Here is a 21,823-nt window from a genome sequence, read left to right as displayed (position 1 = left end):
TCCTTATTCTCTGATTACATCAGCCGGTAAGTATTTTAAAAACTCACTTGGCTTCACGCCGCGGCCGCGATTATCCGTCATGGCATACGATATAAAGAGCCGCTCTTTAGCTCTGGTAATCGCCACGTAGAAGAGTCGCTGTTCTTCCGACAGTTTTCCTTCTTTCAAAGATAACCAACTTGGGAATAATCCTTCCCGAAGGCCGGCCAAAAACACATATTCAAACTCACTGCCCTTGGCCTGATGCACCGTAATAATCGGAATTCTATCATTATTTTTAAGACGTTGGTCCGGCTCACCCGCCGTAAGCGCTGCCTGTTCCAGCATCTGTTGCAAACAGGCTCGCCCTGACAAGTCCTTAGCCTGACCTTCCAAATCTACCATGAGTCGATACAAATCACGAATATACTCTACGCGGTCATTTTCTTTACGTTCCGCATAATAGGAAAGCACGCCCATATCATTCATAATATAGGCCAACAACGCCGATGGTTTATCCGTCAAAATCTTACGGCGTAAGGTTGCCATCTGAGATGCCATAGTGGCAAACGAGTTCTTAAAATTACTGATTAGCGCTCGGCGCTGATCCGCCGTCGGTCGAATATTATGCTCAATGGCATAGAGTAATAACAAGGCCGTTGCCCGAATATCATCCATCGCATTATGAGTCGGTTTATGATGAATCGGGAAATATTCACTCAAAAAGCCCAACTTATGGTTCGGCAAACGGGGATAAAAACGACGGAAAAAATCCAAGGTATCATACACGTCGGCAAATTCCGGTGTCCCCAAATTATGACGGGCCAATTCGTTAGTGAAAATGCTGATATCATAATTTACATTATGACCGACAATGACGGCTCCTTTGGAAAACTCCTTAAAGTCAGCCAATACTGTAGTCGCATCTTCGCCGACTTCAGCCAGTTTTTCATCGGTAAACCCGTGTACGGCGGCTGAATCACCGACTGATTTCGACGGACGAATAAATCGTTCAAAAATCTCACCTTCCGAACCATCCGGATTGAGCTTGCACGCCGCAATTTGAATAATTTCATCACGGGTTGTGTCCGTCCCCGTACTTTCCACATCATAGACCACAATCTTACCGGCTGTAAGCCCTTGCAGAAGTCCGTCATAAGGTTCTTTTTCAAAAATCTGCATATCCATGAAATCCGTAAGACGAAGGCCCATAGTCCGCACGTCTTCGCTTTCAATTTGCTGAATACGAGCCTCACCGATGCCCTTCACATAGCGCATAATAATGCGTTTGGCACTCACTGCATCATGCGGATTCAGTAACAGTTTGAAATAAGCCATTACATCTTTAATTTCTTGACGGCGGAAGAATTTATATTCATCAATAATCATAAATTGACGCTGTTCTTCAGGGGCTACATGCTCATTAAAACGCTCAAACAGCGCGCTCAAGTACTGAGCCTGTGAGTTTTGGCGCACCAAGATACCGATTTTGGCATCTTTTGGCAAAGTCTGAATGGTATCAAAGATATACGCCCCTTCTTTCCATTCCGTGGGCGCCTTGTGCACCACGATAGGCTCACCCGGCGTCTTACTGGCGGCAAACGGTTTTTCCTGATAAAAGTCACCGATTAACCGCGGGAACATGCGCTCTAACACGGCAAACGATGCATCAAACAGATACTTATTGGCACGATAGTTTTCATAAAAGACAATCACGTCCGGTGAAAACTCCGCCTTATACTCATCCAACAGTCGTTCCGGATTGGAGCCGCGCCATTCATAAATAGTCTGAAAATAATCGCCGCAAAGGAGCACATGATTGCCCTGCCACAAATATTTCATGACCGTACCTTCCAAATCGCTGGTATCCTGCATTTCATCCACATTGATATACCGATAGCGACTGCGCCAACGTTCGCGCACCGTTTCATCCTGAAATAGACGATGCACCAAGGTAATCAAGTCGGTAAAATCGACGCCGTGAACACCGGCCAAGGACTGTTCGTAGCCCACTAAAGACTCATACCCTTTTTCACGGAATTCAGCCAAATCGGATGGATTGAGTTTTTCAAAAAAACGTTCCATCGTAGCGCGTTGCTCTATAAAAAGGCGGTCGATGGTCGTTTCATAATCACTCGCCGTGTTTTCACTGTAATAGCCCCAAATGGACCGATATTCCTTCACATGGCTTATAAGGTTGAAGAACACCGCGTCCTTCATGCCCGCCGGCAACCAAGTAGCCAACAGTTCCTGACAGTCTACTTCATCATAAATAGCCATGTCAAAATACAGACTGTCATCCAGTTTACTCTCCTCTTGCAGGACTTTATAACAAAAGCTGTGAAAGGTGCTTACCTCCACAGCTTTAGCTGCCGGCCCCGCCATAGACAGAATGCGATCCTTCATTTCACGACATGCCTTATTGGTAAATGTCATGCAAAGAATTTCCTCGCCCTTAGCCGCGCCACTTTGAATAATGTGCGCCACGCGGTGAGCCAGCGTATTTGTTTTTCCCGTACCTGCCGAGGCCAGTAACAGTATGTTATTCGTCAACGTATTCACCACACGCTGCTGAGCTTCATTTAACTGAGCCATACTGACTGCCTCCTTTATGCTACATGCTGTGCATGAGAGCCACTACGATTACCGGAATCGGGCCCAACACAGCTGTCAAAAACCACATGAGTACGGTCATATCCACCGGAATATGCAAGAAATTTACACTCACATAATACGCTGCATAGCCCAAAATTAGGTTGAAACCGACCCGTTTGATTGTATAAAATGCTACTTTAAAAATTGTATAAATAACAACAACTGCCACAGCAGCAGTTACCACTAAATCCATTCGAAAAGCCTCACATTTCCCGGCGGTTCATAACCGCCCCGCCGATAGTCAATTCATCGGCATATTCAATATCACCGCCAACCGGTACGCCGCGCGCAATACGGGTTACCTTAATACCGATTGGTTTTAATAAACGCGCCAAATAAAGGGCTGTCGCTTCCCCTTCCGGATCCGGATCGGTGGCCAGAATGACTTCCTTCACCGTCTCATCGCGCAAGCGATTCAACAGTTCCTTAATACGAATATCTTCCACCCCGATGCCTTCCAACGGTGACAAAGCCCCTTCCAGCACATGATAGACACCTTTATAATCGCCGCTTCGTTCAATGGCTACCACATCGCGGGATGTTTCCACCACGCAGATAATGCTATGGTCGCGCATTTCGTTGGCACAAAATTCGCAAGGATCTTGCGCCGACAAATTAAAGCAAATAGAGCAGCGTTTGGTCGCTTCCTTAGCTTGCTCAATCGTTTCAATCAAAGTGGCCACTTCATCAGCCGGCAATTCTACCAAGTAATACGCCAAACGCCGGGCCGATTTAGCGCCGATGCCCGGCAAGCGGCGCAACTCTTCCACTAAGCGTTCTAAGGGATTTGCCATCTTAGAACATACCCGGTAATTTCATGCCGCCTGTTACTTTGCTCATTTCCTGAGCCATCATGTCGTCAACTTTTTGACCGGCTGCATTTACGGCAGACAATACTAAATCTTCCAACATTTCCATATCGTCAGTGTCTACTACGGAAGGATCGATTTTAACGGATTGAACAATTTTTTCACCGTTCATCACGATAGTTACGGCACCGCCGCCTACAGAAGCGTCAACGATTTTAGTTTTCAATTCTTCCTGCATCTTCTGCATATCTGCCTGCATTTTCTGCACTTTTTTCATCATACCCTGCATATTGCCCATATTTGGCATACCTTTACCGAACATTATTGTTCCTCCTTTTAAAAACCATTATTTTAAAAAATTAATATATTTCTATAATAAAAGCTTGCTCGCTCATTATATGAACGTCAGCTTACTATACTTCTATGATTCAGCGGTTAAACGTGAATTATGTTAACGCTGCTTCACATTACTAATCAGCATCTTTAGATGGTTCTTCATCGTTGATAATTTCTACATACACGTCATTGCCTTCAGCTTGTGCATTAATAAGCGCACCCATCAAAACGGAATTGGACCGTTCTTCCGGCGTAGCCTTACTGGGATCCCATTTAGTCATGCCTTTTAACTCATCGGGAACTTCCGTTTTTTTTTGAGCTGTAGAATCCGCCGCGGAAGGCATCATCTCACCATCACTGTACTCATCGTCAGGGGGTGGCGCTGTTTCAAAATCGGCTGCACCAAAGTCGTCGACTGTTGGATTAGCGTCACCGACATTCGAAGCGCCAAAATCATCCACTGTTGGTGTACCGACCGGCGTGGCCCCGGATGCACCGAAATCGTCAACTGTCACAGTGGTATTCCCGCGATTTGAAGCACTTGAGGCGCCAAAATCATCAACAGGTGCCGCATCCCCGACATTCGACGCACCGAAGTCATCCACTGTCGGATTAGCACCACCGGCATTCGAAGCACCAAAGTCATCAACAGGTTGGGATGCTCCACTTGGCTGCGACACAGTATGCTGTACTGTTGGCTGTGCAGTTGGTTGCGAAACCGGCGGTATGTCACTTGTTCCAGCCATCGGTTGTGACTGACGCTGTTGCCCGGCCTGGTGCGTTGCTCTATTAGCACCTGCCGCCGTATGCCCACCGCCGCCGTTAATTACGGCTTTAGCGGCATCTAAATATCCTTTAGCGGCACTATCGTCTTGGCAAAGCACTTGCACCATCACTTCGCGCCCCAGAGCCTGATGTAAACTCTGCTCCAATTCGAAAATTCGATCTTCCGTATTACACATATTAACCAACATCGGATTGCCGAATACGAAAACAACACGCGATTCATCGATATAGGTCAAGAAAGCCTGGTTAAAAAAGCTAGCTGTAAAATTCCAAGACCGACTATTGGCATACCGTAAGGTATCCTTCTTTATTTTATCATAATTCCTAGGATTTTCGATGTGCTGACCTAAAATAAGTGCCGTATCACCTATAATTGAGCGAATGCGCGACCCTTTTTTAGGCGATTGACCATGACCGGCGCCGGCATTTTTGGCCGGTGCTTTGCGCTTCGCAGGCGCCTTGCTCCTACTTGGCGTAGGCGGCGCCATTGAGGTTGGCGGGGCCATGCCTACCGACGTAGACATATCCAAACCGGGCGGCATAACCCCCGGTGGCATCGTACCCGGCACTGCAGATGATATGCCGCTTGGCGGCACTGTACCGGGAACTGCTGAACCCGGCATCACGGCACTTTGCGCGCCTGACATTGCCTGATTCATGGCACCCGCGTCAGACATCATACCTTGATGCATCATATTCGGGTTCATCATCGGTGGCTGCTGCTCCAATTGAGCCAGTCTGGCACCGAACTGATTATCCGATTCATCCAAACGATGTTCAACGGCGGCCAACCGTTGTAATACATCTTCTTCGCTGACTTGCGCACGGGCGCAAATCCCCAACAAGCCCATTTCGATGACGATGCGCGGATTATCCACCCGTTTCGCATCATTCAAAATCTGTTGCAATTCTTTGACAAAATAATTGAGTTCATCCACCGATAAAGACTGTGCCTGAGCGGCAAAAGCCTCTTTAAACGGCGTATATAAAGCTAATTCTTCTGCGGTAGGCAAAACTTTTTCAATCAGTAAGGCCCTTACATGTTGAATGAGAGCTTCAATAATCTGTTTGCTGTCGCGACCTTCGCTGAGAGCTTTTTTAGAAGCCACCAAAACAGCCGCCCCATCGCCCTTGCGCAAATAATCAAGGAAGGTCATAATCCATTCTTTGCCCACCAGGCCAATCATAGATTCCACGGTCTGCGCCGTAATCACATCCGTCGTCATGCCGGAGCACTGGTCCAAAATACTGAGAGCATCACGCAAACCGCCATCCGCGTGAATGGCAATGAGTTGCGCCGCATCAGGTGAAAGCTTGATATCACTTTCTTCGGCCACATGCAGCAAATGTTCCGCAATATCTTCGGCCGTAATCCGTCGGAAGGTATAACGCTGACAACGCGATAAAATCGTTACCGGCAATTTATCCACTTCCGTGGTGGCAAAAATAAACATAATATGAGGCGGCGGTTCTTCAATCGTCTTCAAAAGGGCATTCCACGCTTCATTCGTCAGCATGTGGGCTTCGTCGATAATAAAGATTTTTTTACGACCTTCAACGGGTAAAAACTTCACACTTTCCCGCAAAGAACGGATTTCATCAATACCGCGATTCGATGCCGCATCTATTTCCAAAACGTCCATGGATTGGCCGTTCAAAATTTGTTTACAAGAGGTACATTCGTTACAAGGGTGATCGGTGGGTCCTTTTTCACAGTTAATGGCTCTGGCAAAAATCTTGGCTACACTGGTCTTGCCCGTCCCACGCGGTCCGGAAAACAAGTACGCATGCGCCACTTTATCTTCGCGAATGGCACGCATCAACGTCTCGCTCACTTGCTTTTGCCCCACCACATCCGTGAAGGTCTGCGGGCGCCACTTCCGATACAACGCTACATAACTCATAAGGTTCCCTCCTTTCTTATAAACAAAAAAGCCGTCACAACACTCGATTATGACAGCCTTATAGGTTCCCTCGTGGCACATGAAAGTAACCGCTTAGTGCTGCTATCTCTCGATCCTGACACGATTCACAGGCTTCCATTGCACGAGCCCCACAAGACTGCCATAATCCAGTCCTGCATTACGGCTAGCTATATTATTATATACTACTAAAGGCAAAAAAACAAGTCGCCCCCAACCAATCACTTTATACAACATACACTATACATTTTGTATAAAATTGCCAATAAAATGTATACGATAAAGATTGCCTGTAGTATAATAATGCTAGATATATTCTATAGCGTATCTAACTTTTATCAAAAGCTAGGAAAGGATTTTTATTATGGACGCTTTTAACTCTTTCATCGGAACCATTACCGGCTTTCTCTGGGACTACATTATCATTATTTATTTAGTACTCGCCGGCTTCTGGTTCTCCTTCAGCACCGGATTCATTCAGGTGCGCGAACTCAAGGAAATGATTCGTCTCCTGGGCGAAGGTGTTGGTAAAAAAACGGAAGGCAACCGCATTTCCTCCTTCCAGGCATTCTGCGTAAGCTCTGCCTCTCGCGTTGGTGTCGGCAACATCGCCGGTATCGCCATCGCCGTTGTACTCGGTGGCCCGGGGGCCATCTTCTGGATGTGGTTCATCGCCTTATTGGGCGCTGCCACCGGTTTTGTAGAAAGTACCTTGGCACAGATTTACAAAGTACCTTCCAGTAAAGGCGGTTTCCACGGTGGTCCGGCTTACTACATTAAAATGGGTTTAAAAAATCCGGCCTTCGCATTTCTCTTTGCCGTGCTCATCAGTGTGACCTACGGTTTGATTTACAACTCCGTACAGGCCAACACCTTAGCCAATGCCTTGCTTATCGTAAACCTTGATCCGCAAGTAACCGCCATCGGCGTTGCTATTTTAACAGCCCTCGTTATTTTCGGCGGTATCGCTCGTGTAGCTCGTTTGAGCGAATGGCTCGTACCGGTTATGGCCGGGTTATACATTTTAACCGCCATTTATGTCGTATTGGTGAACATCACCGAATTACCGAACGTAATCTATGCTATTTTCTCCAATGCCTTCAACTTTGATGCAGCTGCCGGCGGTTTCTTCGGCGCCGCTGTCATGAACGGTATTAAACGTGGCTTGTTCTCCAACGAAGCCGGTGAAGGTTCCGTACCAAATGCTGCAGCTACGGCTGACGTAAGCCATCCGGTAAAACAAGGTCTTATCCAAAGCTTCGGCGTATTCGTGGATACCTTCCTTGTATGTTCCGCTTCTGCCTTCATCGTATTGATTTCCGGCAACTATGCCAGCGCCGGTCTCACCGGTATTGCTCTTATCCAGCATGACTTGGCTATGCAACTCGGCAGCTGGGCTGCACCTGTAATGGCCATCTTCATTTTCATGTTTGCCTTCTCTTCCATCGTGGGCAACTACTACTATGGCGAAATCAACATCGCTCATTTAACTAAAAACCCGATTTATTTAAACATCTTCCGCGTGTTCGTTGTTATCATGGTTTACTTTGGTTCCGTCGCGTCTCTTAACCTCGTATGGAACTTGGCCGACTTATTCATGGCCTTCATGGTACTCACGAACTTAACCGCCATTCTCCTCTTGTGGAAACAGGGTAAAGCCGCTATGCTCGACTATTTCAAACAGAAAAAAGCCGGCATTGTAGAGCCTACATTTGATAGAAGCGTACTCCCTAATCAAGATGGGATAGTGTGGTGGCATAAGGACGCACAGCATAAAGACTAGTAAAGGTAGCGTGCATGCTATAAAACTTTAATTTCAAAAGAGTGACAGTCCTGTCTCCTCCCTGCGAGTCAAGCTCGAAAGGTCGTTCAACAGGACTGTCACTCTTTTTCTTTCAATTTCACGGCATAGCACGTATATCTTTACTAACGTCTTATGTTGTGCGTCTTACGCCGGGGAGAGGGGCGAAGGACATATAAAATCAAAATCATTTTCTCTTTCCCCCTTTGATGCGCAAGATAAGATTAGTTATACAGCGATATGTACTCTGTGATAGAGAAAAGAAAGGCAGGCCTATTGAACGAACCTCAGAACTTGTTTCGTTGGGGAGGAAATAGGCCTGCCTTTCCTTTCTTAAGTAATCACATATAACTAACCTTATGTTGTGCATCACCTTTCCTCCCCCGTAAATATTCGAGGCGCGCCTGAAGGCTTCTAGGAAAACCATACGTACTCTGGAGATATGTGAGAGAAAAAGAAGTCATGTCCTATTGAACGAACCTCAGAACTTGTTTCGTTGGGGAGGAAATAGGACATGACTTCTTTTCGCCCACTACAAAGCACATGGTTTTCCTAGAAGCAAAATGGCGCCCTGCGAATATTTATAATTTTATGATTGATATTTATACAGAAATGGGCTATAATATGCATATAATTAATTTTGAGTTTTTAAGAGTCCTTAAAGTTTTAGTGTAGGGGGAAGTAATTATGTTTAGTTCACTCAAAAAATTCGCGAGCAAAAAGGTTGTGCTCACTTTGACAGCGGCTTTATTGACAGCCGGTTTAATCGCAGGTTGCGGCAGCACCGGCGGTGACAATCAAGAAAAAGTTATTAAGGTAGGGGCCGAAACTACGTTCCCTCCATTTGAATTCACCGAAGGCGACAAATATGTAGGCTTTGATATTGACCTTGCCGACGCTGTTGCCAAGAAAATGGGTTACAAAATGCAGTTCAAAAGCATGGGCTTTGATGCTTTGATTCCTGCGTTGCAGAGTAAAGATATCGACATGATTGCATCCGGCCTCAGTGCTACCCCTGAACGTGAAAAAGCTGTTCTTTTCAGTAATCCTTATTTTGAAAAAGGCGGTTTCGTAGCGATTGTAAAAAAAGATGACACTGCTACAAGCATGAACGATTTAGCCGGTAAACGTATCGTTGTTCAAATCGGTAGCGTTGCTTTAGACGTAGCTGAAAAGATTCCTAACGCACAAGTTAAATCCGTTGACAGCAACTCCCAGTTATTCAATGAATTAAAAGCCGGCACAGCTGATGCCATCGTATTGGACAATGCTGTTGCGCTTTACTACTTAAAACAAGGTGCTGATGCTGATACCAAAATCATCGGCGAACCTGTAGATCCGGAACCATTCGTATGGGCATTCCGTAAAGATGACAAACAGTTGAAAGAACAAGCTGACAAAGCTTTGGCTGATTTGAAAGCTGACGGCACTTACGACAAAATCTATGAAAAATGGTTCGGTCCTGCTAAAAAATAAGCTTAAAATAAGCTAGTTTTTAACAAATGAATCATAGCTCCTCATTCACTTTGAATGACGGAAGCTGAAAATATCAAATAACGTTACCAAAACGAAGGCGTTATCCCTTGAGCAAAAGCTGAGGGGATAACGCCTTCTCTTTCTTTCATTATAAAGTTGAACGATTGATAACCCGGAACTATAGCATAAAACTAGTCCCTTATGGCAAAACAACCAGATATGACTTACTACCCGATACAACTGACTCTGCACGCACGGCACCAGATACGACTTACTCTGCAGCTACGGTACTAAATATAACTTACTCTGCCGGTACGGCAATCGCATCATTTAAGCGGAATGAATAGATATAACGTTCTTTTACCGGTTTACCGGTCAAGCGCTCTAAGGCTTGACTATAGATACGCAACTGAATACCGTAACGACGAATCAATTCATCACCGGTTTTAACGCGGTCCGTTTTATAATCTACCAAAACCCACTCGCCATCTTCTAAAAATGCTGTATCAACGATCCCTTGCAGGAATAATTTTTCACCCGGTTCTACTTCCGGGTACACATCATGAGCTTCAATGAGCATGCTGAACGGCCATTCTTTGGCGACCTGTGAATATGACCGGCTTGAAGTCGACTGACTTGAATCCGATAAATTCGACGTTCCCGGCGAGTTGGACTGATTTAAAGCTGACGAGTTCGACGTATCCGCCGAAGCTTTAGCGGCTTTTAACAAACGACTCCCCAAATCGGAAGTAAAGAATCGGTATAGCGCTCTATCACTCAATACTTGTCGCTCTTCCAGCGTAAAATATCCTCCCAAAACCAATTGATCGAGTTTGGCACTCAAGCTTTTTTGCGTATATTTTTCCATCGGCAACCACTGCATAGCTTCATGCATCAAAGTACCCCAACGAGCGCCGGTACTCACTTCTTCAGCGGCTTCCAAAGCTCTCGGTTTGACATCAAACGGACCCAGCTCCGAATGTAATAGGCCTTTTGAAGTCTCTTGAATGGTTGTAGGCTCAGTTGCTGCCGGTGCATTTGCTACTGATGCATTTGCTACCGATGCAGCAGCTGTCTGTTCAGCAATTGATGCATCAATTGCTTCAGCTTCATTCGCCTCAGCCACATTACCGCCGGCCGGCTCTACCAAAGTTTCAGCTTCTTCCTCGGCTTCGGCAAAGCGTCGTTTTAATTCACTCACAGAAATTTTAGCGGCACGACTGACAGCACCCATGTATGGATAGCTGAAGTTAAAACGAGCTACCAAGTCGGCTTCAAGCGGTTCCGCATCAATTGGAGCCAATTTTTCAACAGCCGCCAAAATAGCGGATTTTTCTGTTTTACTACGCTGCAAATCCGTGTATAGACTACCGTCATGAAGTTCAACTTGTATACGACACTGTTTATCCTTGAGATCCATAGAGGCCACGTCTTCTACGCCACTGAATTGGCGTATCAAATTCCCCCCGTTTAAATGGCGGCTTAAGCCCATGATAAACCAATCCAAATAAGATTTTGCGCCCGTAATCAGGTTTTTGCTTAGCATCTGCGTATCGGTCAAGAGGGCCGGTGCGGCCTGCTTGCTGCAGAGATCTTCAAATTTTTTTACAAAACCGGTAATAAACAATTTATCGCGCGCACGAGTTAAGGCAACATATAAAATACGTTCTTCTTCAGCCTTGGTAGCCAGTTCAATCTTGTCCCGCACATAAAGCCATGGCAGTGAGCCATATAAGACGCGATAGTTTTCATAATAGCCTTTAATACCTACGCCGCTATCGCCGTGAAGTAACATGGATTTTTTCAAGTCAATCAGATTAAACTCTTTTTGCACGGAGCTTACGAATACGACCGGGAACTCAAGGCCCTTACTTTTATGAATACTCATGATGCGCACCACATTATCCGCTTCGCTTACCGTTTTGCCGATGCCCAAATCCTGGCCCGCGGCCTGCAAGCTTTCCAAGAAGCGTAAAAAGCGAAAAATGCCGCGGAAGCTACCGGCTTCGTACTGCTTGGCTCGTTCGTAAAGTGCCATTACATTGGCGCGGCGCACGAGTCCGTTCGGCATGGCGCTGACGTATTCCAAATAATTCATATCCTCGTAGATGGTCCACAGCAAATCGCTTACACTGTGATGCCGTGAATAGGTGCGCCATTTTTCAAAACGACCTACAAAAGCCTGAACAGCTTCATTTTGTGTGTTTTTGCCATATTCGGCCAACAATGACCAAATCGAACCTTGGCCGCTCATGCGCAATCGTCCCAATTCGTTCGCATCGAGACCGACAAACGGCGAATTGAGCACTACCGCCATCGGCAAATCCTGTTCCGGATTGTCGATAACCTGCAGTAGCGACAGCAATAGCTTTACTTCAATGGCACTGAAGTAGCCCGTGTTCTCTTCCGCATAAGCAGGAATGCCCGCCTGACGCATGGCTTCTACCATACGGCCTGCTTTGACTTTTGGCGAACGCAAGAGAATCACTATATCGCGCCATTCCAAAGGTCGGAAACTGCCATCCATATTTTGTACAACCTTGTCGGCAGCTTTTAACTCTTTGATTTTTTCAATGATAAAAGCAGTCTCTTTTTCGTCATTTTCTAAATCTGCTGCATCATCGTCATCAGCTAATGCACCGGCTTCACTTGACGCTGCGCCTTTACTAAACGTCGATGTTTTTTCATTACCCACATCGATGAGATGGAGTTCTACGGGGCCACCGACCCAGTTTTCCGGCGCATCATCGGTGTTGCGGCCCGGATTTAAGGCTTCCGCATCACCGTAGTCCAGTTCCGCCCCGTCAGCAGTCATGATTTGACGGAAGAGGAAGTTGGTAAACTCCAAAATATTCGCATCGGAACGGAAGTTTTGGGATAAGTCTATACGGCGCTCTACGGCATCAACGGACTGCTGGAATCTGTGATATTTTTCCATGAAAAGCATGGGGTTCGCCATACGGAAGCGGTAGATACTCTGCTTCACGTCGCCTACATAGAATCGATTATCGGTGCGCGACACGAGGTTCACGATAGCTTCTTGTACGCCATTCGTATCCTGATATTCATCCACCATAACTTCTTTGAAGGTGTTTTGAAGCTCAATGGCCACTTCGGACGGCGCCCAACGGCCATCGTCCTGTTTGTCCCGCAAGAGGGCTAAACATAGATGTTCCAAGTCTGAAAAATCGAGCATGCCCAGTTCTTGTTTGGCCTTCGCAAACTCATCCTTAAAGGCCAACGTTAAATCGATGAGGCCCGTCACATACGGTAAGCTTTGCTCAATCTGCGTTTTAAACTCCGCCTCGGTAATGGCAAAAGGACCACTGGAAAGCTCTTTTAAACTCTCACGAACACCTTTTATCAGTTCCTTAGCCTGAGATAACAAGCCGGGATCAACCTTATCCAAATCTTTTTTCAAAGGATTCATATTGAGCCGCTTGAACGAATGATTGCCAATGAGAGCGACGGCGGCCACCATTTCATCCCAGGTTTGCGCCTCGGTCAGGGCGGACATCATATAGGCGAGCTCATCAATAAATTCGGCACCCTTGGTAGGCCCACCCGGTTGGTTGAGGATGTCTGCAAATTTTGCCAGACGATTAGCAATGTCGTCAATCAGAAGATGTTGCTCGTCCATAAAATATTTACCCCAAACGGTGTCCATTATAGGCTGGGTAAGGGCATTTTCATAACGTGCCTTAGCCTCTTGAAGCCAGTTTTCAGGATCAGACTGGGCCAACGCAAACTCATGAAGGTTCAAAATCTGATCCATAATGCCTTGGTCGGACCGTTCACTGCCAAACATGTCGGCAATTTCAAAAATGTGAAATTGATTTTCCTCGTAGGCTTTTATCAACAGCTTTTCCAACACATCGGTTTTCAGAAGCATCAATTCCCCTTCATTACCGATGCGATAGGACGGATCGATGTCGAGACGATAAAAATAACTGCTGATAACCCACTGACAGAAGGAATGGAGCGTCGAAATATGAGCGGATGGCAACAAGCTGAGCTGTTCTTCCAAGTAAGAATCTCCGGTTTTATTGAATTCTTCCGCTAATTTAGCACCAATACGAGCACTCATTTCAGCAGCCGCCGCCTTGGTAAAGGTTACTACCATAAGCTCCTGAATGGATAAGGGATTATCTTTAGATTTCAAGCGCTGAATGATGCGTTCCACCAAAACGGCGGTTTTCCCGGAGCCGGCAGCCGCCGCTACGAGCAAGGTCTGTGAAGCGAGCGAGCCCGGCTTTGGTGCATCAATCGCCGCTTGTTGAGCGTCGGTCCACTTCATATACATCGTCTCCTTTCGCCATTTTAGCCAACACTACATCTTCGTCTATTTTGTTGATATAACGATAATTATTACGGGTATTTTCAAAACGGCATAACGCCTTATATTGACAATAGGAGCAAGGAATGTACTTATTATCCAAATTGTACGGACTCACCGGGAAATGCCCGGCCAAAATATGCTGCCCTGCCTTACCTATCACACGTGCCGCATAATCGGTAAGCGCCTTAAAGTCTTGTGGCGACTTGGTCTTTCGTTTATCTTGACCATGAATCGATGTGCCATTGCCGCTAATACGAATCGGTACATATGGCGTTGATTTACCAGCCACCACCGTTTCGTCAATATTCGCCAATAACTCCACATTATCTGTAAAATAACCGTCATTTTTAAGGCCTGTATCGGTTTTCACCAATTCAGATGCCATTTCTTCGGTTAGGACACTACTCTTGCTGATTCGTGGATTTTTTACATACGTATATACCAAGGCAGCCGGTTCAATTTGATCGCTTCGCTGTGCCCGTTCGAGGGCTAAGAGATAGGTTACGAGCTGCAATTTGAGGCCATAATACACATCCGATGCCGTCACTTCCGCATAGCCCGACTTATAGTCCACTACGAGACCGTAGGTTTTACCGGCCTCATCCTGCCACTCATCGACGCGGTCGAGCTGACCGATAAGTTGAATATACGACTCGTCACCCAACGATATTTTCACCGCCGGCCAGTGACCGGCACCGCCGTAACTGCTAAAGCTCTTTTCCAAATAGCGCGTGTTGAATTTGCTCTTTTGCGACCAATCGGTAAGACGATTTACCGTCCGTTTGAGGGTCGATTCCAAACGCTGTTGGAGTACCGTTTCATACACATCGCCTTCTTCGCCGAGCTGCAATTCCTTACTGATTTCAGCCACTACCGCTTCGCAAAGCGCCGCTTCTTCATCCGGTTTTATATCACGCCATTGACGTTTTTCTTTTAAAAGTGTCATACCCAAGGAGCGCAAGCTTTCATGGAGAAAAATCCCGATTTCCGGGGCGCCGAACTGCTTAATCGGCCGTTCTTCCAAACTTAAACCGTAACGGGCATAAAAAGCGAACGGGCATTGCTGATATTTTTCCAAACGCGTGACGGAGCCGCTTAACGCTTCGTTTTGGAATAATAAAGCCTGCACCACCTCACGGTCCACTACGGGCACATCGTTAGAGTCCATAACGCCACGGGTGGCCATCCGTAAAGCTTCGCGGTACTGACCGTCAAGGCTCCAATCGTAAACGCTACGCCAAATCGGCGCTAAATCGCCGTCTTGCGCCACGGTCCCCATCTGGCCGGCCAATAAGGATAAACTCTGTAACGGCCGCCAAATATAGTCCGGCTCTTGGCCCTCCGGAATGGTAAGCGGCGCTCCCTTGGAACCGGCCGTATAACCCAACTGCTGCCAACGTTTAATAGCCAGGCTGCTTTCCAAGGCGGCCCCTTCTTCATCGGAACCGGCATAGGAAATATGAAGTTCCTCACGACTACGCGTACAAGCCAAGTAGAGCAAGAAGTTTTCATTAAAAGCGCGCACTAAAGCCCCTTCCGCTAAGGTAACGCCGGCGGCCTTCAAGGCTTCGCGCTCCGTATCTTTCAGAAGGCCTTCATCGCCCATACGTTGCGGGAATACGCCGTCATTGAGGCCCATTAAAAAGACGATATCGCTTTCATGCGTATAACCGCGTTCCACAGTGGTCACCATAACATGGTCAAGGCTTGGGGGCACTAACGAGTAGGATACTTCTTCTAACCCTTCTTCCAAAAGCAGCGCCACTTCCGCCGTCGTCATCGTATCGGGCAATTCCAAACTCATAATCTCGTCAAAAAGAGCAATAACCCGTTTATACATCTGCTCATGAGCGGCCGCACTTTCCGCATCACCGGCCGCTTCCGCATCAGTAGCCCACTGTGCCAAGCGAGCAGGCACGCCCACATTACTCATCAACAAGAAAAGCTCTTCACACCATTCATAACCGGTGTGTTCCTCTTTGGCAAATTCCCAGAAAGGACGTAGCTCGGCCATAATTAGATTATGAGCCGCATTGACACGCATACGGCGCGCAGATTCCGTATTTCCCTGCATGAGTTCATCAGAAATCGTGCTATTTAACCTATCGCCGGTCGATACAGGATTAACATCCGTTACTGCTGCATCAACTTCAGGATCCTCTTTTGCAGTAGCATCAGCTGTTGCACTCGCTCCGATTTCCTCTGCGATTTTTTCATCATACGTATCATCATCGTCACTGCTGTCAAAACGGTTTTTCCGTTCATACGGCCAGCTGTCTTTGAGCCACATGAAGTCCCGAATACCAAACTCGAGGCAATAATTTTCCAATTCATCCACAGCGGAACGAGTGAGCGGCCAGAAGTCGGTTTTTAACAAACGGAACACCGCATCATGATCGAAATTCCGACGTACCACTTCCAATAAGCCCTGTAAAAACTCACCTAGAGGATGGCTCACCATAGGTCGGCGGCGATCCGAGAAGTAAGGAATTTCGTAACGTTTCAGCGTTTTTTCCAAAATATCGCCATAGGTCTCCGACTCACGAAGCATGATGGTAATATCCCGCCAGCGCCGATTCGGTTGTTCCATCGCTTCCAAAATCTGCCGACATACGGCATCGGCTTCACGAGCTCGATTGTATGCCACCGTAACAGGCAATACGGCCTCTTGATTATTATCTTTGATTGGTGAGTTAAAATAACGCGTTGCCAAACTCTCTAAGACAGGCTTTTTAAAGCGATAATTTTTATCAAAAGTCCGCACCACGAGCTCTATCGCATCTTTTTGCGAAGCATGCCATTTCATCACATCTGCAAATACGGAATGAGGGCGCCCGAACAGTCGTAATTTTTGCGGCGGCACCTGTAATTTCGCCAGGTCCGGCGGTAAGGTGATGGTCAAAATGCTGTCTTTTGCCAATGTAAACAGCTCATATAAAAGTTCCATTTGAATCGGTGTAAACCAATGAAAGCCGTCCACAATCACATGGGAATTATGGATTAACGGGCTTTTTGGTAATACCTCCATGAGCTCTTCCAAACGATTAGCCGTATTAACACCGGTGGTGGCCAATGTTTCTTGGTACGCTTCCATGATATGAGCAAGTTCCTGAAGCTTACGCTGCAATACCATAGATTCGACCTGCTCAGCCCCTTTTTTCAAATCGGCTGCATCCACGCGGAATGAATCGCATTCGCTGATGAGTCCCTGCAATACATCGGCAAAATGAGGTTGCTTAGCCGACTGCCCCAATAATTCCAGTTTGCCCTGCTCCCGTTTCATGATTAAACGAAGCAATAACTTTTGCCCAATGTCCGACAGACCTGATTCGCGCACCATCCCTACCGATTGAAATATCTGGTACGCCAAACGGCTAAAACCCACTACGCGAACGGTGGTAAAACCGCCTTGTGGCATGAATTCTGCCAAGCTTCGTTCTATCGTATAGGTCGCCGAATCCGGTACGATGTATAGAATAGGCTCGCCCGGATTTGACTCGATAACTTGCTTCACATGCTCAAAGCAGGCCTGTGTTTTGCCCGTGCCGGCCCGTCCTACATAGACCGAAAGTGCCATACTTTCACTCCTTCCTACAGCGGTATATTTCATCTAGATTCTCTACTGATATAATTATACTCTTAATCATAAATATAACTCTATACTCTCATATATAAATATATCATAGCTGCCTTTGGTATAAGACAACCAAATTTTTCAAACTACAAGTATCTATCGCCTCAGAAAATGAAACAGATTAAGAAAATGCTTTCAATTATACAGCAACTACATTAATGCATAAAACAGAAACTGCACGAATATGGGGCCCCAATTCCCATTCGTGCAGTTTCCTTGGAGGTTTTACTACATTCTATATAAATAAATTATATAGCTACATTATGAGTGTCAAACCTTATTTAGATTATTAAAATCAAATCTTATTAGAGTCAGAATCTCATTTAATTTAAACCTTATTTGATTCAAACTCCATTCGATTCAAGCCTATTTAGTCGGTGCCAAACTTTCTTGCATACGTACGTAGGATAAACGACGTTCTTTGGCATCCTCTTCTGTTTTGGCAAAGAGTTCTTCCGCCACTTCAGGGAATGTCTGTTTAAGCGAGGCATAACGCACTTCGCCCATCAAGAAATCTCTAAAGCTTTCAGTCGGTTCTTTCGAATCGAGGCTGAACGGATTTTTATCAGTGCCGCGTAAAGCAGGGTTGTAGCGATAGAGATCCCAATAGCCGGCCGCTACGGCGCGACGGGATTCTTCCTGCGTCGTGCCCATGCCGGATTTAATACCGTGGTTGATACATGGTGCATAGGCAATAATGAGGGATGGACCAGGGTAGGCTTCCGCTTCCGTAATCGCTTTGAGGAGCTGATTTTTATCGGCCCCCATAGCCACCTGAGCCACATATACATAGCCGTAAGACATGGCAATCATGCCGAGGTCTTTTTTCTTCGTACGCTTGCCGCTGGCTGCGAATTTAGCTACTGCCGCGGTATGCGTTGCTTTAGAAGATTGACCGCCCGTATTGGAGTACACTTCCGTATCGAATACGAGAATATTTACATCATCGCCGGACGCAAGTACATGGTCGAGACCGCCGAAGCCGATATCATAAGCCCAGCCGTCGCCACCAAAGATCCACTGCGAACGTTTAGCAAGATATTGTTTTTCTTCTAAAATCGCCGTCATAGCTTTAGTCGGTTCAGCCACTTTTTCAAGCAACGCTACCAAACGAGCGGATCGTTCACGTGTACCGGCGCCCTGCTCGCGATGTTCGTTCCAATCGCTAAGCGCGGCTTTTAATTCAGCCTGTTCCGCCGTGCATTCATCGATAGCGGTTGCTACATATTCACCGATTTGTTCACGAATCTTCGTGGTTCCTACGCGCATGCCGTAGCCGAATTCCGCATTATCTTCAAAGAGGGAGTTTGCCCAAGTAGGACCTTGACCCGCCTGGTTAACCGTATAGGAAGATGTCGGCATGGAACCGCCCCAGATGGAGGAACAGCCGGCCGCATTGGCAATCATCATGCGATCACCGAAAAGCTGCGTAACAAGACGGGCATACGGTGTTTCACCGCAACCGGCACAGGCACCGGAGAATTCGAGAAGCGGTACTTCAAACTGACTGCCTTTTACCGTTTCTTTCTTCATCGGATTCGCTTTAGTCGGTAAGTTTACACCATAATTCCAAGCATCGGCCAAGTGTAACTCGTCATCGATTGGGCTCATGGTAATGGCTTTACCCTTAGGAGCCGGACAAATCTGTACGCAGTTGCCGCAACCGAGGCAATCAAGCGGCGATACGGAGATACGGAACTGTAAGTCGCCGGCGCCCATAGCCGGAATTGTTTCAAAACCTTCCGGAGCGGCCGCCACTTCGTCAGCCGTAGCCAATACCGGACGAATCGTTGCATGCGGACAAACAAAAGCACACTGGTTACATTGGATACAATTTTCTTTGTGCCAATGCGGTACGAATAAGGCTACGCCGCGTTTTTCATAAGCAGCCGAACCGGCCGGTAACGTACCGTCTTCGTAGCCCATGAAGGTGCTAACCGGTAAATCATAGCCTTTTTGCGCATTGATCGGACGGCAAATATTTTGTACATATTCAGGAATTTCCTGAGTTTCAGCTACCGGAGCATCCACCGCATCAGCCCAGTCAGCCGGCACTGTTACCGGCACAATGGCATTAACCCCTTTATCGACAGCCATCATATTCATATCAATAACGGACTGACCTTTTTTACCATAAGTGGCAACGATGGAATCTTTCAAGTGCTGCACCGCTTCTTCAATCGGAATAATATTGGCCAATTTAAAGAAGGCGGACTGACAAATCATGTTGATGCGACCGCCGAGCCCGATGTCTTGCGCAATCTGCGCCGCATTAATGATATAGAATTTAAGATGTTTATTGGCAATGGTCCGCTTCATGGCAGCCGGTAATTTTTCAGAAAGTTCTTCCGGCGTCCAAGTGCAGTTCAATAAGAAGGTGCCCCCTTCTTCGATGCCTTGTAAAATATCGTATTCATTTACATAGGCCTGACGATGACAGGCTACAAACGTAGGTCGTGTTACGAGATATGGTTTATTAATCGGCTTTTTGCCAAAACGCAAATGCGACATGGTCACGCCGCCGGATTTTTTAGAATCATAATCGAAGTAAGCCTGCGCGTACATATCCGTGTTATCGCCGATAATCTTGATGGCCGTCTTATTGGCCCCAACCGTACCGTCGGAACCGAATCCCCAGAACTTACAAGCCGTAATGTGAGAGGCATCAATCCATACATTATAGGGACGAGGCAAGGATAAACCGGTCACATCATCCACTATACCAAGCGTGAATTCAGCTTTAGGTTCGGCGGCTGCCAAATTATCAAAGGCGGCTACAATATCGGCCGGAATTACATCACGGGAACCGAGGCCGTAGCGACCGCCCACAACGGTAATATCCAGTTTAGCACGGGCAATGGCGGCCTGCACATCGAGGAATAAAGGTTCGCCCATGGAGCCCGGTTCTTTCGTGCGGTCAAGTACGGCAATGCGTTTAACCGTCTTAGGCAAGGCTTCGATGAAACGATCCATAGCAAACGGTCTGAAAAGATGGACATTAACGGCACCAACTTTGCGGCCTTGCTCGCGTAAGTATTCCACCGTTTCATTGGCTACCTGAGCGCCGGCGCCCATCACAACTACGACGTCGGTAGCATCCGGTGCCCCTTCATAGTTGAACAAATGGTATTCACGGCCTGTGAGTTTGCTGATTTCAGCCATGTATTCTTCAACAATGCTCGGAATATCCAAATAGAACGGATTGGACGCTTCACGATGAGTAAAGTACACATCCGGATTTTCCGCCGTACCGCGCGTCACCGGTGCATCCGGTGTCAGCGCGCGTTTGCGGAATGCTTTGAGGGCATCCCGATCGAGGAGCGGTGCCAATTCATCGTATTCGAGCACTTCAATTTTTTGAATTTCATGAGACGTTCTGAAGCCGTCAAAGAAATTGATAAACGGCATGCGGCCTTTAATCGCCGATAAATGAGCAACCGCACTAAGGTCCATAACTTCCTGCACGGACGATTCGGCGAGCATGGCGCAACCGGTGGCACGGCAAGCCATTACGTCTTGGTGGTCGCCGAAAATCGACAACGCATGCGTCGCCAAAGCACGCGACGCCACTTGGAATACAGCTGGTAATAATTCACCGGCCACTTTATATAAATTAGGAATCATCAAGAGCAAGCCTTGTGCCGACGTGTAGGTAGTGGTCAGCGCCCCGGCCTGTAATGAACCGTGCACGGCACCGGCTGCGCCGGCCTCCGATTGCATTTCTACTACCTTAACAGTGTGTCCGAACACATTTTTACGCCCGTTAGCCGCCCATTCATCCACGTGTTCCGGCATCGGTGATGACGGAGTAATCGGATAAATTGCGGCCACCTCGGTGAACCCGTAGGAAATGTGTGCAGCGGCTTGATTGCCGTCCATAGTCTTCATTTTACGCATAGTAAAGCCTCCCGGTATATACTTATATAGTTGCGTCTGCATATCTCATATGCAGTTGTCGCTGTTGGAAACTGATTTCACGCTAAACAAAAGCTCTCTCTTGATTCGGTCCTGCAATTTACTGCTAATTTACTGCTATTTACTTCTTGTACTGCTAAGATACTGCTTAATTAAATTGTTACTAATGAA

At 46.8% G+C, this 21,823-nt stretch carries 10 protein-coding genes and 1 other RNA gene; 2 read left to right on the top strand and 9 right to left on the bottom strand.

What is annotated here, in order from left to right; all coding sequences use genetic code 11:
• Positions 1-3: 3 nt before the first annotated feature.
• The 6 genes from CCC71_RS02090 to ffs all read right to left on the bottom strand — a co-directional run bounded on the left by CCC71_RS02090 (position 4) and on the right by ffs (position 6,624).
• On the bottom strand, positions 4-2,574 hold the full coding sequence (locus CCC71_RS02090) for a 3'-5' exonuclease (protein ID WP_021841537.1): 2,571 nt from the start codon (positions 2,572-2,574) through the stop codon (positions 4-6).
• Positions 2,575-2,593: 19 nt separating this feature from the next.
• Positions 2,594-2,827, bottom strand: coding sequence for a hypothetical protein (locus CCC71_RS02085; protein WP_021841538.1), 234 nt, complete (start codon positions 2,825-2,827; stop codon positions 2,594-2,596).
• A gap of 10 nt (positions 2,828-2,837) precedes the next feature.
• Entirely contained in the window at positions 2,838-3,428 is a 591-nt protein-coding gene (gene recR / locus CCC71_RS02080; protein ID WP_021841539.1) for a recombination mediator RecR, read from the bottom strand.
• Between the two features lies 1 nt (position 3,429).
• A complete protein-coding gene (locus CCC71_RS02075; protein WP_295243425.1) occupies positions 3,430-3,765 on the bottom strand; it encodes a YbaB/EbfC family nucleoid-associated protein in 336 nt (111 codons plus the stop codon).
• 148 nt (positions 3,766-3,913) lie between these two features.
• On the bottom strand, positions 3,914-6,469 hold the full coding sequence (gene dnaX / locus CCC71_RS02070; RefSeq protein WP_156704824.1) for a DNA polymerase III subunit gamma/tau: 2,556 nt from the start codon (positions 6,467-6,469) through the stop codon (positions 3,914-3,916).
• Positions 6,470-6,524: 55 nt separating this feature from the next.
• Positions 6,525-6,624: signal recognition particle sRNA small type (gene ffs, locus CCC71_RS02065), an RNA gene on the bottom strand.
• Positions 6,625-6,851: 227 nt separating this feature from the next.
• On the opposite strand from ffs, the gene CCC71_RS02060 reads away from it, so the two are divergent.
• A complete protein-coding gene (locus CCC71_RS02060; protein WP_296332742.1) occupies positions 6,852-8,270 on the top strand; it encodes an alanine/glycine:cation symporter family protein in 1,419 nt (472 codons plus the stop codon).
• A 705-nt stretch (positions 8,271-8,975) separates the two neighbouring features.
• Positions 8,976-9,764 (top strand): basic amino acid ABC transporter substrate-binding protein, encoded by a 789-nt coding sequence (locus CCC71_RS02055; RefSeq protein WP_021841542.1) that lies wholly within the window; start codon positions 8,976-8,978, stop codon positions 9,762-9,764.
• Between the two features lie 301 nt (positions 9,765-10,065).
• Here the strand turns inward: CCC71_RS02055 and addA are convergent, their stop codons facing one another.
• The 3 genes from addA to nifJ all read right to left on the bottom strand — a co-directional run bounded on the left by addA (position 10,066) and on the right by nifJ (position 21,634).
• Positions 10,066-14,061, bottom strand: coding sequence for a helicase-exonuclease AddAB subunit AddA (gene addA / locus CCC71_RS02050; RefSeq protein WP_226974486.1), 3,996 nt, complete (start codon positions 14,059-14,061; stop codon positions 10,066-10,068).
• Positions 14,027-17,680, bottom strand: coding sequence for a PD-(D/E)XK nuclease family protein (locus CCC71_RS02045; protein ID WP_021841544.1), 3,654 nt, complete (start codon positions 17,678-17,680; stop codon positions 14,027-14,029). The genes addA and CCC71_RS02045 overlap by 35 nt, the downstream gene beginning before the upstream one ends.
• A gap of 423 nt (positions 17,681-18,103) precedes the next feature.
• Entirely contained in the window at positions 18,104-21,634 is a 3,531-nt protein-coding gene (gene nifJ, locus CCC71_RS02040) for a pyruvate:ferredoxin (flavodoxin) oxidoreductase (protein WP_021841545.1), read from the bottom strand.
• Positions 21,635-21,823 lie beyond the last annotated feature (189 nt).

It is taken from the genome of Veillonella sp. LMAG:90, assembly GCF_008679445.1.
GTDB lineage: Bacteria > Bacillota > Negativicutes > Veillonellales > Veillonellaceae > Veillonella_A.
The sequence above is the reverse complement of the archived record's forward strand: the minus strand, read 5'-3'. Positions and strand labels throughout refer to the sequence as shown.

What these genes read in the sequence shown, in the direction of transcription:
- CCC71_RS02055 (WP_021841542.1), top strand. Translation starts at nt 8,976, where the DNA reads ATGTTTAGTTCACTCAAAAAATTCGCGAGCAAAAAGGTTGTGCTCACT.
- nifJ (WP_021841545.1), bottom strand. Translation starts at nt 21,634, where the DNA reads ATGCGTAAAATGAAGACTATGGACGGCAATCAAGCCGCTGCACACATT.
- CCC71_RS02075 (WP_295243425.1), bottom strand. Translation starts at nt 3,765, where the DNA reads ATGTTCGGTAAAGGTATGCCAAATATGGGCAATATGCAGGGTATGATG.
- recR (WP_021841539.1), bottom strand. Translation starts at nt 3,428, where the DNA reads ATGGCAAATCCCTTAGAACGCTTAGTGGAAGAGTTGCGCCGCTTGCCG.
- CCC71_RS02090 (WP_021841537.1), bottom strand. Translation starts at nt 2,574, where the DNA reads ATGGCTCAGTTAAATGAAGCTCAGCAGCGTGTGGTGAATACGTTGACG.
- CCC71_RS02045 (WP_021841544.1), bottom strand. Translation starts at nt 17,680, where the DNA reads ATGGCACTTTCGGTCTATGTAGGACGGGCCGGCACGGGCAAAACACAG.
- addA (WP_226974486.1), bottom strand. Translation starts at nt 14,061, where the DNA reads ATGAAGTGGACCGACGCTCAACAAGCGGCGATTGATGCACCAAAGCCG.
- dnaX (WP_156704824.1), bottom strand. Translation starts at nt 6,469, where the DNA reads ATGAGTTATGTAGCGTTGTATCGGAAGTGGCGCCCGCAGACCTTCACG.
- CCC71_RS02085 (WP_021841538.1), bottom strand. Translation starts at nt 2,827, where the DNA reads ATGGATTTAGTGGTAACTGCTGCTGTGGCAGTTGTTGTTATTTATACA.
- CCC71_RS02060 (WP_296332742.1), top strand. Translation starts at nt 6,852, where the DNA reads ATGGACGCTTTTAACTCTTTCATCGGAACCATTACCGGCTTTCTCTGG.